We start from the raw sequence: 14,191 nt of genomic DNA, 5'->3' as shown, positions 1-14,191 counted from the left end.
GGTTTGTACGACACGGTACCGCGACATGCGCCAAGGCGTACGCGCGCCAATCGCGCAGGCCTAATTGGCCCGAAACAAACGTAGGAGCGGCTTCAGCCGCGAACACCGGCGCAGCCGGTGCCATACCTACAGTGCGCTGTCTGCCTGGCGGGCACCGCACATCATGCCGCTACAGAATGACCAGATGAATTCTTTTCTCGACGCACGCCACCGTAGTGGCCCGCCAAGCCCTTAGAATCCCCCTACCCGCACCACGGACATCATCGAGGACACCATGCATATCACTTCCGGCCGCTGGGGCTATGGCCTGTTCCTGGCGCTGCTGACCGCGTTGCTGTGGGGCATCTTGCCCATCAAGCTCAAGCAGGTGCTGCAAGTGATGGACCCGCTGACCGTGACCTGGTACCGCCTGCTGGTCTCCGGTGGCCTGCTGTGCGCGTGGCTGTCGGCGCGCCGCCGCCTGCCATCGCTCGGCAAGCTCAGCCGCAAAGGCCGGGGGCTGGTGGTGGTGGCAGTATTCGGGTTGATGGGTAACTACGTGCTGTACCTCATCGGGCTGAAACTGCTGAGCCCAGGTACTGCGCAGCTGGTGGTGCAGCTTGGGCCGGTGCTGCTGCTGGTGGCCAGCGTGTTTGTGTTCCGCGAGCGTTTCAGCCTGGGGCAGGGCATGGGGCTGCTGATTCTGCTGGCGGGTTTCGGGTTGTTCTTCAACCAGCGGCTCGATGAACTGCTGACGTCGCTGGGCACCTACACCACCGGTGTCCTTACCATCGTGCTGGCTACCAGCATCTGGGTGTTCTATGCGTTGAGCCAGAAGCAGCTGCTTACAACCTGGAACTCACAGCAGGTGATGATGGTGATCTACCTCAGTTGCGCTGCATTGCTCACGCCCTGGGTACACCCGCTGGAGGCCCTGCAGTTGAGCCCGGTGCAGGGCTGGTTGCTGCTGGCCTGTTGCCTTAACACGCTGGTGGCCTACGGCGCATTTGCCGAAGCACTGGCCCATTGGGAGGCATCGCGGGTGAGTGCCACCCTGGCCCTCACCCCGCTGGTCACCTTCGTTGCCGTAGCGGTTGCGGCGTTGTTATGGCCTGCGTACGTGCAGGCCGAAGACATCAACGCCCTCGGTTACATAGGCGCAGTGGTGGTGGTGCTGGGCTCGGCCCTGGTCGCGCTGGGCCCTTCGCTGGTAGCGGGCTGGCGAGCCCGCAGGCTGGCCCCCCACCACCCCCGGTAGGCGCGTCAGCCCCGGCCGCCCGGGGCCAGCATGTTTTCTGGCCTTACCCACTGGTCGAACTGCTCGTTGGTCAGGTACTTCAGCTCCAGCGCCGCTTCGCGCAGCGTCTTGCCCTCGTTGTAGGCCTTCTTGGCGATTTCTGCAGCCTTGTCGTAGCCAATGTGCGGGTTGAGCGCCGTGACCAGCATCAAGCCCCGCTCCAGGTGCGCAGCCATCTGCTCGGCATCTGGCTCGATACCGGCCACACAATGCTGCTGGAAGTTGCGACAGCCATCGGCCAGCAACTCGATCGACTGCAGCAGGTTGTGGATGATCACCGGCTTGAACACATTCAACTGCAGGTGGCCCTGGCTGGCGGCAAACCCGATGGTGGCGTCGTTGCCCAGCACCTGGCAGGCCAGCATTGACAGCGCCTCGCACTGGGTCGGGTTGACCTTGCCGGGCATGATCGAACTGCCCGGCTCGTTGGCCGGCAGGCGCACTTCTGCCAGCCCCGCCCGTGGGCCAGAACCCAGCAGGCGCAGGTCGTTGGCGATTTTCATCAGTGCCACTGCCAGGGTTTTCAGGCTACCGGCCAGGCTGGTCAGCGGCTCGTGCCCGGCCAGGGCGGCGAACTTGTTCGGCGCGGTCACGAACGGCAACCCGGACAGCGCAGCCAGTTCGGCGGCAATGGCTTCGGCGAACCCGTGCGGCGCATTCAACCCGGTGCCCACCGCCGTGCCGCCCTGGGCCAGTTCATAAACCGCTGGCAGGGTGGCACGAATGGCGCGTTGGGCGTAATCGAGTTGGGCAACGAACGCCGACACTTCCTGGCCAAAGGTAATGGGGGTGGCGTCCATCATGTGCGTGCGGCCGGTCTTCACCAGCTGGTGGTGGCGCGCTGAAAGCTCCGCCAGCCCCGAAGACAGCTCGGCTACAGCCGGCAGCAGCTTGTCGTGCACCGCCTGGGCCGCCGCAATGTGCATGGCCGTCGGGAAGCAGTCGTTGGAGCTTTGCGAGCGGTTGACGTGGTCGTTGGGGTGCACCGGCGCCTTGCCGCCGCGGCCCTGGCCCGCCAGCTCGTTGGCACGCCCGGCAATCACCTCGTTCACGTTCATGTTGCTCTGGGTGCCGCTGCCGGTCTGCCACACCACCAGCGGGAACTGGTCATCGTGTTCGCCGTCCAGCACTTCGTCGGCGGCCTGCTCGATCAGGCGCGCGATATCACCGGGCAGGTCGCCATTGCGATCATTCACCCGCGCGGCCGCTTTCTTGACCAGTGCCAGGGCGTGCAGCACTGCCAGCGGCATGCGCTCCTGGCCAATGGCGAAGTTGATCAGCGAGCGTTGGGTCTGGGCGCCCCAGTAGGCGTCCTCAGGAACTTCGACCGGGCCCAGGCTGTCTGTCTCGATACGGCTCATGCTGCATTCACTCCCTTGTCAGTCAGAATCAGCAGTTTAGGCCCTCATGCGACCGGGCGGTTCAATCGTCTGTCGTGCCCCTTGAGCAGCGTGCCGTCACGGGCGCAGAATGCTCTACTCTGAGGTACCGCCTCCCCCTCCTGAAGGAAATGCAATGACCCGTCTTCGTGTCCTCTGTGCTGCCGTTGCCCTGGCCTGTGCCAGCGGCCAGGTACTTGCCGCCACTGCCAGCCACAACGCGGCTGCCGAGAAGTTCCTGACCCTGGCCAATGCCGACAAGCTCGGTACCCCGGTGTACATGCAGGTACAGCAGATGTTCGCCCAGCGCTTCGCCCAGACCAAGGCACCGGCTGCCAAGCAACCGGTACTGGAAAGCTACCAGGCCAAGGCCAACGCCGCGCTCAACAGCGCCATCGGCTGGAACAAGCTCAAGCCTAAAATGGTTGACCTGTACACCAGGACCTTCACCGAGCAAGAGCTGAAAGACCTGGTCAAGTTCTACGAATCGCCACTGGGCAAGAAAGTGCTGCGTGAAATGCCCAAGGTCACCCAGGAGTCGGCCCAGCTGACCCAGCAGAGCCTGGAGCCTGCGGTGCCGGTGGTGAACAAGCTGCTTGAAGACATGACCAAGGAGCTGGACCCGAACTTCGGCAAGGCAGCCGCCCCAGCCAAGAAGTGAGCCGTACGCGATGAGCATGCAACAGCGTATCGAACAGCAGTTGGCCGCCCTGGCGCCGCAGCACCTGCAGGTGCTGGATGAAAGCCACATGCACAGCCGTGGCCAGCAGACGCACTACAAGGCCGTGATCGTCAGCGAGCAGTTCGCTGGCCTGAACAGCGTCAAGCGCCACCAGAAGGTGTACGCCACCATGGGTGAGCTGATGGGCCAGATTCATGCCCTGGCCATTCATACCTACACCGGCGAGGAGTGGGCCAAGGTCGGTGCTGCCCCGGCTTCGCCCGTGTGCGCCGGCGGCGGGCACTGAAACCCTGAAGGGGTTCTGGTAGAATCCGCTTCATCCCCACAGGGGCCGCTCAGCGGCCCCTTTTACATTGTGTAACCCGGTCCGCCCCTTACGAGGGCAACCACCTGGAGAACCTGCTTCATGTCACAACCGATCGTCGTCGCGGCGCTGTACAAGTTCGTCACCCTGCAGGACTACGTCGAACTGCGCGAACCGCTGCTCAAGACCATGCTCGACAACGACGTCAAAGGCACCTTGCTGCTGGCCAACGAAGGCATCAATGGCACTGTGTCCGGCACCCGCCAAGGCATCGACGGCCTGCTGGCCTGGCTGCGCAACGACCCGCGGCTGGTGGATGTCGACCATAAAGAGTCGTACTGCGACGAACAGCCGTTCTACCGCACCAAGGTCAAGCTCAAGAAAGAGATCGTCACCCTCGGCGTGCCGGGCGTAGACCCCAACCAGGCGGTGGGCACCTATGTGGAGCCCAAGGACTGGAACGCCCTGATCAGCGACCCGGAAGTGCTGCTGATCGACACCCGCAACGACTATGAAGTGGCCATTGGCACCTTCAAGGGCGCCGTCGACCCCAAGACCGAAACCTTCCGCGAGTTCCCCGAGTACATCAAGGCCAACTTCGACCCCGCCAGGCACAAGAAGGTGGCCATGTTCTGCACCGGTGGCATCCGTTGCGAAAAAGCCTCCAGCTACATGCTCGGTGAAGGCTTCGAGGCGGTCTATCATCTGAAAGGCGGCATCCTGAAGTACTTCGAGGAAGTGCCCCAGGAACAGAGCCTGTGGGACGGCGACTGCTTCGTGTTCGACAACCGGGTCACGGTGCGCCACGACCTGAGCGAAGGCGACTACGACCAGTGCCACGCCTGCCGCCACCCGATCAACGCCCAGGAGCGCGAGTCCGAGCATTATTCGCCAGGTATCAGCTGCCCACACTGCTGGGACACCCTGAGCGAGAAGACCCGGCGCAGCGCCATCGACCGGCAGAAGCAGATCGAACTGGCCAAGGCCCGCAACCTGCCGCACCCGATTGGTTACAACTACAAAGCCGAGGCCTGAGGCATGTCTGCACGCCTGATCTACGTGATGGACCCGATGTGCTCCTGGTGCTGGGGCTTCGCACCCGTTGCCGCGGCGCTGATCACCCAGGCGCAGCAGGCCGGCGTGCCCACCCACCTGGTGCCTGGGGGGTTGCGTACCGGTGGCAGCGCGCTGGACACCTCAACGCGCAAGTACATCCTGGAGCACTGGCAGGCCGTGGCCGACGCCACCGGGCAGCCGTTCCTTTTCGAAGGCGCCATGCCAGATGGCTTCGTCTACGACACAGAACCTGCCTGCCGCGCCCTGGTCACCGCCCGCGAACTGGAGGCCGAGCGTGTGTGGCCACTGCTGGCGTCCATCCAGCAGGCGTTCTACCAGCAGGGTGTAGACGTGACCACTGCCCCACAACTGGTAGAGCTGGCCGAGCAGGCCGGCTTTGACCGTGCGGTGTTCGCCGAGGCCTTCGCCCGTGCCGATACCCGCAGCGCCACCGCCGCCGATTTCACCTGGGCGCAGGACCTGGGCATTGCGGGCTTTCCCACCTTGCTTGCCGAGCGCAATGGCCAGCTGGCCTTGCTGACCAACGGCTACCAGCCCCTGGAGCGCCTGCAGCCTCTGCTCAGCCGCTGGCTGCAGCAGGCCGCCAGTGCTTGATATGCCCGGGTCGCCCGACCCGGTGCCGGGTAAACCCCAGGCCGTGGCTGACCGGTTGAGCTGGGCAGAGATTCGCCGCCTGGCCCTGCACCACAAAAAGCAGCTCTGGTCTGCCAACCTGATCGCGGTGCTGGCGGCTTGCTGCAGCGTACCCATCCCGTTGCTGCTGCCGCTGCTGGTGGATGAAGTGCTGCTGGGCCATGGCGATGCCGCGCTGAAGTGGATGAACCAGCTGCTGCCCCAGGGCTGGCAGGTGGCCGCGGGCTATATCGGCCTGATGCTGGTGCTTACCCTGTGCCTGCGCCTGTGTGCGCTGGCATTCAACGTGGTTCAGGCCAAGCTGTTCGCCGGCCTTGCCAAGGACATCGTCTACCGGTTGCGCATTCGGCTCATCGAGCGCCTGAAGCGTATTTCGCTGAAGGAGTACGAAAGCCTGGGCAGTGGCACGGTCACCACCCACCTGGTCACCGACCTGGACACCCTCGACAAGTTCGTGGGCGAAACCCTCAGCCGCTTCCTGGTCGCCATGCTCACCCTCACCGGCACAGCGGCCATTCTTATCTGGATGCACTGGCAGCTGGCGTTGCTGATCCTGCTGTTCAACCCGCTGGTCATCTACTTCACCGTGCAGTTGGGCAAGCGCGTGAAGCACCTCAAGAAGCTGGAAAACGACAGCACGGCCCGTTTTACCCAAGCCCTCACCGAAACCCTCGACGCCATCCAGGAAATCCGTGCCGGCAACCGCCAGGGTTACTTCCTTGGGCGCCTGGGCGTGCGCGCCCGCGAAGTGCGTGATTACGCGGTGGAATCCCAGTGGAAAAGTGATGCCAGTGGCCGCGCCAGTGGGTTGTTGTTCCAGTTCGGCATCGACATCTTCCGTGCGGCCGCCATGCTCACCGTGCTGTTTTCGGACCTGTCCATTGGCCAGATGCTGGCGGTGTTCAGCTACCTGTGGTTCATGATTGGCCCCGTGGAGCAGCTGCTCAACCTGCAATACGCCTACTACGCCGCAGGTGGCGCCCTGAACCGCCTCAACGAGCTGCTGGCGCGCGCCGACGAGCCCCAGTACCCCGGCGCCAGCAACCCCTTCGCCGGCCACGCCACGGTCGGCATCGAGGTGCGCGACCTGAGCTTCGCCTACGGTGATGAACCGGTACTGGAGCACCTCGACCTGGCCATTGCCCCCGGTGAAAAAGTGGCGATCGTCGGCGCCAGTGGCGGCGGCAAGAGCACCCTGGTGCAGCTGCTGCTGGGGCTGTACAGCGCCCAGGCCGGCAGCATTCGTTTTGGCGGTGCCACCTTGCAGGAGATCGGCCTGGACACCCTGCGCGAGCATGTGGCAGTGGTGCTGCAGCACCCGTCGCTGTTCAACGACACCGTGCGCGCCAACCTGACCATGGGGCGCGACTGCACCGATGACGCCTGCTGGCAGGCCCTGGCCATTGCCCAGCTCGACAGCACCATCGCCGCCTTGCCTCAGGGCCTGGACAGCGTGGTGGGGCGGTCCGGGGTGCGGCTGTCCGGTGGGCAGCGCCAGCGGCTGGCCATCGCCCGCATGGTACTGGCCGAGCCCAAGGTGGTGATCCTCGACGAGGCTACCTCGGCGCTGGACGCCGCCACCGAGTACAACTTGCACCAGGCACTGGCACGGTTTTTAACCGGCCGCACCACCCTGATCATCGCCCACCGCCTGTCGGCTGTTAAGCAGGCTGACCGTGTGCTGGTGTTCGATGGCGGGCGTGTGGCAGAGGACGGCGACCACCAGCAACTGATCGCCGAGGGCGGCTTGTACGCCAAGCTGTATGGGCACTTGCAGCAGCGCTAGGTGCAGCACGCCGGTCACTGCTGAAATTTCCATCGCGTTACTGGCAAATGGCCTACGCTGTGCTTTGTCTGGGTCGATTCTCGCCTTATCAGCTCGGTGACAGGGAATCCATGAAGGGACATCGCACTCAAGAGGCGCCCAAGCTGCTCGGCATCACCTGGCCCTTCATCGCCGTGGTGGTGTTTCAGGTCGCCTTGGGCAGCCTCAGCCTGTATACGCTTTCAGCCGTGCGTGCCTACGTCGCGGGGGAGAGCCTATGGTCCAAGGCTCAGAAAGACGCCATCTACTACCTCAACCTGTACGCAGATACGCGCGACGAGGACACCTACCAGCGCTACCGCCAGGCCATCATCGTGCCCCAGGGCGACCACCGCGTGCGCAAGGTGCTGGACAAACCGGACCCTGACCTGCAGGCCGCCCGCGAGGCCGTGCTGCAGGGCGGCAACCACCTGGACGACGTTGAGCGCATCATCTGGTTCTACCGCCATTTCCGCGGCATCAGCTACATGCAGACGGCGGTGAACTACTGGGACATGGGTGACGACTACCTGGCCAAGCTGGACGTGCTGGCGGGCGAGATGCACCAGCGCTTCGCCAATGGGCCGGTAGCTGAGGCCACGGTAGAGGCCTGGAAGGCGCGTATCGCCATCATCAACGAGGGTGTCACCCCCGCTGCCAAGGCGTTCAGCGATGCCTTGGGCGAGGGCTCGCGGGTACTGCTGAGGGTGCTGCTGATTACCAACCTGGTGACCGCGCTCATCCTCATTACCATCGCCTGGCGCCGCTCAAGCAAGCTGCTGGCCCAGCGCCAGGCGTTCGCCAGCGCCTTGCAGGAAGAAAAAGAGCGCGCGCAAATCACCCTGCAAGCCATTGGCGACGCGGTGATCACCACCGATGTGGAGGGCTGTATCGGCTACATGAACCCTGCGGCCGAGCAGCTCACCCACTGGCAAGCTGCCCAGGCCCTGGGCTTGCCGCTGTCGGCGCTGTTCACCCTGGTGGACGAGCACGACATGGACGAAGGCCGCAGCTTGGTGGACCAGGTGCTCAGCGGCAGCCTCAAGGGCGGGGCCGAACATGCGCGGCTGATTCAGCGGCTGGACGGCAGCACCGTGTCGATCAACCTGGTGGGCTCGTCCATCGTCAACGAAGGGCAGGTCAGCGGTATCGTGCTGGTGCTGCACGACATGACCCAGGAGCGCCAGTACATCGCCAACCTGTCCTGGCAGGCCACCCACGATGCCCTCACGGGCCTGGCCAACCGGCGTGAATTCGAATACCGCCTGGAGCAGGCGCTCAATGCCCTGGCGCGCCAGCCGGGCCGGCATTCGCTGATGTTCCTGGACCTGGACCAGTTCAAGCTGGTGAACGATACCTGCGGGCATGCGGCGGGCGACGAATTGCTGCGGCACATCTGCGCGGTGCTGCAATCGGGCCTGCGCGAAGGCGACACCCTGGCGCGGCTGGGGGGCGACGAGTTTGGCGTGCTGCTGGAAAACTGCCCGCCCGAGCAGGCCGAGCGCATTGCCGAGCAACTGCGCCAGATGGTGCAGAGCCTGCACTTCGTATGGAAAGGCAGGCCATTCGTGACCACGGTGAGCGTAGGGCTGGTGCACATCGCCCAGGCGCCCGGCACCCTGGAAACGTCGCTGCGTGCGGCCGACATGGCCTGCTACATGGCCAAGGAAAAGGGCCGTAACCGTGTGCAGGTGTACCATGCCGACGACAGCGAGTTGTCTATCCGTTTCGGCGAAATGGCCTGGATCCAGCGCTTGCACGTGGCCCTGGAAGAAAACCGCTTTTGCCTGTACGCCCAGGAAATCGCGCCGCTCAAAGCCTTCGACGGCCCTGGCCATATCGAGATTCTGTTGCGCCTGCACGACGAAAGCGGGCGCACCATCCTGCCCAACAGCTTTATCCCGGCCGCCGAACGCTACGGGCTGATCACCGCACTGGACCGCTGGGTGGTGCGCAACGTGTTCATGATCATCCGCCAGTGCCTGGACGCCGGCCACAAAGGGCCACTGGCCACCTGTGCCATCAACCTGTCGGGCTCGAGCATCGGTGATGACAAGTTCCTGGAGTACCTGCAACGCCTGTTCGTGGATTACGCCATTCCGCCGCGCATGATCTGCTTCGAGATCACCGAGACCAGCGCCATCGCCAACCTGGGCAGCGCGATCCGCTTCATCAATGAACTCAAGGGCCTGGGTTGCCGGTTTTCCCTCGATGATTTCTGCGCCGGCATGTCATCGTTTGCCTACCTCAAGCATTTGCCCGTAGATTTCCTCAAGATCGACGGCAGTTTCGTCAAGGACATGCTCGATGACCCGGTCAACCGGGCCATGGTCGAGGTCATCAACCACATCGGCCACGTGATGGGTAAACGCACCATCGCCGAATTTGTCGAGACCCCGTTGATCGAGCAGGCCCTGCAGGAAATTGGTGTGGATTATGCCCAGGGCTACCTGATAGAACGCCCGCAGGTGTTCACCTGTGACAGTTTGCACCGCCAGCGGGTGGCCGACCGGCCCCTGTTGCAGCGGGCGCCTGGCACGTTTCGCTAGCTAGAAATCACAAGGATCAAGGAGCAGAAAGTGATTGATGCATTCGTCCGTATCGGGCCATTGATGGACCCGGCCAGCTACCCCACGTGGGCCCAGCAACTGATCGAGGATTGCAGTGAGAGCAAGCGCCGTGTGGTGGAGCACGAGCTGTATGCGCGCCTGCGCGACGGCACCCTCAAGCAGTCCACCATTCGCCAGTACCTGATTGGCGGCTGGCCGGTGGTGGAGCAGTTCTCGCTGTACATGGCGCATAACCTCACCAAGACCCGCTACGGCCGCCATCAGGGCGAGGACATGGCGCGGCGCTGGCTGATGCGCAACATTCGCGTGGAACTGAACCACGCCGATTATTGGGTGAATTGGGCCCAGGCCCATGGCGTGAACCTGCATGACCTGCAGGCCCAGGATGTACCGCCCGAACTCAACGGCCTGAATGACTGGTGCTGGCGAGTGTGCGCTACCGAGAACCTGGCGGTGTCGATGGCGGCCACCAACTATGCCATTGAAGGGGCGACCGGGGAGTGGTCGGCAGTGGTGTGCTCCACCGATACCTACGCCATGGGCTTCCCGGAAGACCAGCGCAAGCGCGCCATGAAGTGGCTGAAGATGCATGCCCAGTATGACGACACCCACCCGTGGGAGGCGCTGGAGATCATCTGCACCCTGGCGGGCGAGAACCCGAGCATGAGCCTGCGTACCGAGCTGCGCCGGGCGATCTGCAAGAGCTACGATTGCATGTTCCTGTTCCTGGAGCGTTGCATGCAGCTCGAAGGGCGCCAGCAAGGCCGGGTAAGCCCGGCGCTGGCCGCTGGCTGACCCCGGTTGCGGTGTGAATCAGGAGGCCGCCCGGCCTCCTGGGCTTACTGGGCGTTGAACGCCTGCCCATTCACGCCTTTGCTGTCTGGCCCCATCAGGTACAGGTACACCGGCATGATTTCTTCGGGCAGGGGGTTGTTCTGCGGGTTCTCGCTTGGGTAGGCCTGGGCACGCATGGCGGTGCGTGTGGCGCCCGGGTTGATGCTGTTGGCGCGTACCGGTGCCACGCCTTCCAGTTCGTCGGCCAGGGTCTGCATCATGCCTTCGGTGGCGAACTTGGAGATCCCGTAGGCGCCCCAGTAGGCGCGGCCCTTGCGCCCCACGCTGCTGCTGGTGAACACCACCGAAGCGTCCTCGGACAGCTTCAGCAATGGCAGCAGGGTGCTGGTGAGCATGAAGGTGGCATCCACGTTCACATGCATCACGCGCATGAAGTTGTCACCCGACAACTGCTCCATGGGGGTGCGTGGGCCGATGATCGAGGCGTTGTTGAGCAGCCCGTCCAGGCGCCCGAACTGTTCTTCAATCATCACCGCCAGTTCGTCGTACTGGTGGGGCAGGGCGGTTTCCAGGTTGAACGGGATAACCACCGGCTGCGGGTGGCCAGCCGCTTCGATTTCGTCGTACAGGGCGTTCAGGTTGGCTTCGGTCTTGCCCAGCAGCAGCACCGTGGCACCCAGCGCGGCATAAGCCTTGGCAGCGGCAGCGCCGATACCACGGCCGGCGCCGGTTACCAGGATGACCCGGCCTTTGAGCAGATCCGCACGAGCGGCGTAGTCGAACATGTTTGAGTCCTTTAAATGCTTGAACACACCCTGTAAGCGGGCAGCTGAACCTGTGGGAGCGGGTTTACCCGCGAAGCAGGCGGCGCGGTGCAGGGCACCGGCTGCGCCGGTGTTCGCGGCTGAAGCCGCTGCCACAGGGCCCTGCTCGACAGGTTATGCGCAGAGCCGCACTGTTCAGCAGCCACACAGCGCGCTGTCGATGACCTTGCGCAGGTCCAGCGGGTGGTCGACCACCACGTCGGCGCCCCAGTGGTTCGGGTTGTCATCCGGGTGAATGTAGCCAAAGCGTACCGCTGCGGTGCGGGTACCGGCGTCGCGGCCCGACTCGATGTCACGCAAGTCGTCCCCCACGAACAGCACGCTGGCCGGGTCCAGGTTCAGCGTCTTGCAGGCCAGTATCAGCGGCTCTGGGTCTGGTTTGCTGCGCGTCACGTGGTCTGGGCAGATCAGCAGTGCCGAGCGTTCGGCCAGGCCCAGGCGCTGCATGATGGGCTCGGCGAAACGCACCGGCTTGTTGGTGACCACCCCCCACAGCAGCTTGCCTTTCTCAATGTCCGCCAGCAGCTCGGCCATGCCATCGAACAACCGGGTGTGCACGGCGCAGTCGCGCTGGTAACGCTCCAGAAACTCCAGGCGCAGGGCCTCGAAGCCCTCGGCCTCCGGGTCCATGGCAAAGGTGGCGGCGACCATGGCCCGGGCGCCGCCAGAGATCACCCCGCGGATCAGGGTGTCGTCCACCGGCGGCAGGCCGCGGTCGGCGAGCATGGCCTGGCAGATGGCGATGAAGTCCGGCGCCGTGTCCAGCAAGGTGCCGTCCATGTCGAACAGTACAGCTCGCAGGCGCATGCTCATTCCTCGCGCAGGGTCTGGATCATGTAGTTGACGTCAACGTCGCTGCTGAGCTTGTAGTGCTTGGTCAGCGGGTTGTAGGTGAGGCCGATGATGTCCTTCACTTCAAGGCCGGCAACGCGGCTCCAGGCGCCAAGCTCCGAAGGGCGGATGAATTTCTTGAAGTCGTGGGTGCCGCGCGGCAGCATCTTGAGGATGTACTCGGCGCCGACAATGGCCAGCAGGTACGCCTTGGGGTTGCGGTTGATGGTGGAGAAGAACACTTGGCCGCCAGGCTTGACCATGCGGTAGCAGGCGCGGATGACCGAGGACGGGTCGGGCACGTGCTCAAGCATCTCCAGGCAGGTGACCACATCGAATGCGCCGGGCATTTCTTCGGCCAGGGCTTCGGCGGTGATCTGCCGGTATTCCACCTGCACGCCAGACTCCAGCTGGTGCAGCCGGGCGACGGCCAGGGGCGCTTCGCCCATGTCGATGCCGGTGACCGTGGCGCCGCGCTGGGCCATGGCTTCGCTGAGGATGCCGCCGCCGCAGCCCACGTCCAGCACCTTCTTGCCGGCCAGGCTGGCGCGTTCGTCGATCCAGTTGACCCGCAGCGGGTTGATTTCGTGCAGCGGCTTGAACTCGCTCTCACGGTCCCACCAGCGGTGGGCCAGCGCTTCGAACTTGGCAATTTCGGCGCGGTCGACGTTGCTCATTGAACAGTCCTCTGGAACTTGGGTGTCAGCTTCAAGCGGCAAGCCGGCAACTGCGGGCCAGGGCCAGCCTGGGTGTGGCGGGCAGTGGTTGCAGCGCATGGCCTGGAGCTTGCGCTCGAAAAGGCCGAAGTATACCCGAGCGCTTGGCCACCAGGCTCGCTATAATCGCCGGCTTTTGATGGGCGAACCACGGGGAGAGGTGATGCGCGAGCGACTTTTGGCGGCGGAGAAGGTGACCGGGATCCGCTGGCAGGGCGGCGTCCTGCACCTGCTCGACCAGCGCCTGCTGCCCTCGAAAGAACAATGGCTGGCCTGCGACAATGTTGCGCAGGTGGCAGCGGCCATCCGTGACATGGCGGTGCGCGGTGCATCGGCGATCGGCATCGTTGCCGCCTACGGGCTGGTGTTGGCCGTGGAAGAGCGGCTGGCCGAGGGCGGCGACTGGGAAATGGACCTGGAAGAAGACTTCCTGGTGCTGGCCGAGGCGCGCCCCACGGCGGCCAACCTGTTCTGGGCACTGAACCGCATGCGCGAGCGCCTGCAGCGTCTGCGCCCTGCCGAAGACGTGCTGGCCGCCCTGGAAGCTGAAGCGCGCCTGATTCACGAGAGTGACCGCGAGGCCAACCTGACCATGGCCCAGTACGGCACCGAGCTGATCCGCCGCCACCAGGGCAATGCCCAGACCCTGCTCACCTACGGCAATGCCGGCGCCCTCGCCAGCGGTGGCTTCGGCACCGCCCTGGGGGTGATCCGCGCCGGTTACCTGGAGGGCATGGTGGAGCGGGTGTACGCCGGTGAAACCCGGCCGTGGCTGCAGGGCTCGCGGCTGACGGCGTGGGAGCTGGCCAACGAAGGCCTGCCGGTGACGCTGTGTGCCGATTCCGCCCTGGCCCACCTGATGAAGACCAAGGGCATCACCTGGGTGGTGGTGGGCGCAGACTGCATCGCGGCCAACGGCGATGTGGCCAGCAAGATCGGCACCTATCAACTGGCCGTCAATGCCATGCACCACGGCGTGCGCTTCATGGTGGTGGCGCCGAGCACCAGCATCGACCTCAACCTCGCCACCGGCGAAGACATTCCGCTGGAAGAGCGCGAGGCCGGCGAGCTGCTGGACTACGCCGGTACCCGGGTTGCGCCGGATGTCGAGGTGTTCAACCCGGTGTTCGACGTGACCCCGGCAGACCTGATCGACGTGATCGTGACCGAGCGGGGCATCATCGAGCGCCCGGACACCGCCAAGCTGGCGCAGCTGATGTGTCGCAAGCGGTTGCACTGATTCGGCCCGAAACACTTGTAGGCGCGAGCGTAGCTCGCGATGCGCCGCTCCAGCGGCGCC

Annotated in this window: 13 protein-coding genes; 9 read left to right on the top strand and 4 right to left on the bottom strand. The window is 64.4% G+C overall.

Annotated features, from left to right (window positions below):
- The first annotated feature begins 274 nt into the window (after window positions 1-274).
- Window positions 275-1,237: a DMT family transporter gene (locus IAE33_RS23705; RefSeq protein WP_201165617.1), complete on the top strand. Its 963-nt coding sequence runs from the start codon at window positions 275-277 to the stop codon at window positions 1,235-1,237.
- Window positions 1,238-1,242: 5 nt separating this feature from the next.
- Here the strand turns inward: IAE33_RS23705 and IAE33_RS23700 are convergent, their stop codons facing one another.
- The gene (locus tag IAE33_RS23700; protein ID WP_201165615.1) at window positions 1,243-2,637 is read right to left on the bottom strand and encodes a class II fumarate hydratase; all 1,395 of its coding nucleotides are present in this window, start codon (window positions 2,635-2,637) and stop codon (window positions 1,243-1,245) included.
- Between the two features lie 154 nt (window positions 2,638-2,791).
- On the opposite strand from IAE33_RS23700, the gene IAE33_RS23695 reads away from it, so the two are divergent.
- The 7 genes from IAE33_RS23695 to IAE33_RS23665 all read left to right on the top strand — a co-directional run bounded on the left by IAE33_RS23695 (window position 2,792) and on the right by IAE33_RS23665 (window position 10,520).
- A complete protein-coding gene (locus IAE33_RS23695; protein ID WP_201165613.1) occupies window positions 2,792-3,316 on the top strand; it encodes a DUF2059 domain-containing protein in 525 nt (174 codons plus the stop codon).
- 10 nt (window positions 3,317-3,326) lie between these two features.
- Entirely contained in the window at window positions 3,327-3,623 is a 297-nt protein-coding gene (locus IAE33_RS23690; protein ID WP_028634689.1) for a BolA family protein, read from the top strand.
- A gap of 120 nt (window positions 3,624-3,743) precedes the next feature.
- A complete protein-coding gene (gene trhO / locus IAE33_RS23685; protein WP_028634690.1) occupies window positions 3,744-4,676 on the top strand; it encodes an oxygen-dependent tRNA uridine(34) hydroxylase TrhO in 933 nt (310 codons plus the stop codon).
- A gap of 3 nt (window positions 4,677-4,679) precedes the next feature.
- A complete protein-coding gene (locus IAE33_RS23680; protein ID WP_201165611.1) occupies window positions 4,680-5,312 on the top strand; it encodes a DsbA family protein in 633 nt (210 codons plus the stop codon).
- A 1-nt stretch (window position 5,313) separates the two neighbouring features.
- Complete coding sequence (locus IAE33_RS23675) at window positions 5,314-7,137, top strand: ABC transporter ATP-binding protein (protein ID WP_201165619.1); 1,824 nt, start codon at window positions 5,314-5,316, stop codon at window positions 7,135-7,137.
- Window positions 7,138-7,247: 110 nt separating this feature from the next.
- Window positions 7,248-9,704 carry an EAL domain-containing protein gene (locus IAE33_RS23670; protein ID WP_060482528.1) on the top strand — a complete coding sequence of 819 codons (2,457 nt, stop codon included), beginning with the start codon at window positions 7,248-7,250 and terminating at the stop codon, window positions 9,702-9,704.
- Window positions 9,705-9,734: 30 nt separating this feature from the next.
- On the top strand, window positions 9,735-10,520 hold the full coding sequence (locus tag IAE33_RS23665; protein ID WP_028634693.1) for a TenA family transcriptional regulator: 786 nt from the start codon (window positions 9,735-9,737) through the stop codon (window positions 10,518-10,520).
- Window positions 10,521-10,564: 44 nt separating this feature from the next.
- On the opposite strand, the gene IAE33_RS23660 is transcribed toward IAE33_RS23665, so the two are convergent.
- From IAE33_RS23660 to ubiG, 3 genes are all read right to left on the bottom strand, one after another.
- Window positions 10,565-11,305, bottom strand: coding sequence for a YciK family oxidoreductase (locus IAE33_RS23660; RefSeq protein ID WP_201165606.1), 741 nt, complete (start codon window positions 11,303-11,305; stop codon window positions 10,565-10,567).
- A gap of 174 nt (window positions 11,306-11,479) precedes the next feature.
- Window positions 11,480-12,151, bottom strand: a complete 672-nt coding sequence (mupP, locus tag IAE33_RS23655; protein WP_201165605.1) for an N-acetylmuramic acid 6-phosphate phosphatase MupP — start codon at window positions 12,149-12,151, stop codon at window positions 11,480-11,482.
- Between the two features lie 2 nt (window positions 12,152-12,153).
- Window positions 12,154-12,852 carry a bifunctional 2-polyprenyl-6-hydroxyphenol methylase/3-demethylubiquinol 3-O-methyltransferase UbiG gene (ubiG, locus tag IAE33_RS23650; RefSeq protein WP_028634696.1) on the bottom strand — a complete coding sequence of 233 codons (699 nt, stop codon included), beginning with the start codon at window positions 12,850-12,852 and terminating at the stop codon, window positions 12,154-12,156.
- 202 nt (window positions 12,853-13,054) lie between these two features.
- Between ubiG and mtnA the strand changes: the two genes are divergently transcribed.
- Window positions 13,055-14,131, top strand: a complete 1,077-nt coding sequence (gene mtnA / locus IAE33_RS23645) for an S-methyl-5-thioribose-1-phosphate isomerase (RefSeq protein WP_201165598.1) — start codon at window positions 13,055-13,057, stop codon at window positions 14,129-14,131.
- The last annotated feature ends 60 nt before the right edge of the window (window positions 14,132-14,191 follow it).

This window comes from Pseudomonas sp. S60, assembly GCF_016647865.1.
GTDB classification, from domain to species: Bacteria; Pseudomonadota; Gammaproteobacteria; order Pseudomonadales; family Pseudomonadaceae; genus Aquipseudomonas; species Aquipseudomonas parafulva.
This window is presented reverse-complemented; position numbering and strand designations above follow the sequence as displayed.

Excerpts from the sequence above, each read along its gene's own strand:
- IAE33_RS23705 (WP_201165617.1), top strand. The coding sequence starts at position 275 with ATGCATATCACTTCCGGCCGCTGGGGCTATGGCCTGTTCCTGGCGCTG.
- IAE33_RS23700 (WP_201165615.1), bottom strand. The coding sequence starts at position 2,637 with ATGAGCCGTATCGAGACAGACAGCCTGGGCCCGGTCGAAGTTCCTGAG.
- IAE33_RS23695 (WP_201165613.1), top strand. The coding sequence starts at position 2,792 with ATGACCCGTCTTCGTGTCCTCTGTGCTGCCGTTGCCCTGGCCTGTGCC.
- IAE33_RS23690 (WP_028634689.1), top strand. The coding sequence starts at position 3,327 with ATGAGCATGCAACAGCGTATCGAACAGCAGTTGGCCGCCCTGGCGCCG.
- trhO (WP_028634690.1), top strand. The coding sequence starts at position 3,744 with ATGTCACAACCGATCGTCGTCGCGGCGCTGTACAAGTTCGTCACCCTG.
- IAE33_RS23680 (WP_201165611.1), top strand. The coding sequence starts at position 4,680 with ATGTCTGCACGCCTGATCTACGTGATGGACCCGATGTGCTCCTGGTGC.
- IAE33_RS23675 (WP_201165619.1), top strand. The coding sequence starts at position 5,314 with ATGCCCGGGTCGCCCGACCCGGTGCCGGGTAAACCCCAGGCCGTGGCT.
- IAE33_RS23670 (WP_060482528.1), top strand. The coding sequence starts at position 7,248 with ATGAAGGGACATCGCACTCAAGAGGCGCCCAAGCTGCTCGGCATCACC.
- IAE33_RS23660 (WP_201165606.1), bottom strand. The coding sequence starts at position 11,305 with ATGTTCGACTACGCCGCTCGTGCGGATCTGCTCAAAGGCCGGGTCATC.
- mupP (WP_201165605.1), bottom strand. The coding sequence starts at position 12,151 with ATGCGCCTGCGAGCTGTACTGTTCGACATGGACGGCACCTTGCTGGAC.
- ubiG (WP_028634696.1), bottom strand. The coding sequence starts at position 12,852 with ATGAGCAACGTCGACCGCGCCGAAATTGCCAAGTTCGAAGCGCTGGCC.
- mtnA (WP_201165598.1), top strand. The coding sequence starts at position 13,055 with ATGCGCGAGCGACTTTTGGCGGCGGAGAAGGTGACCGGGATCCGCTGG.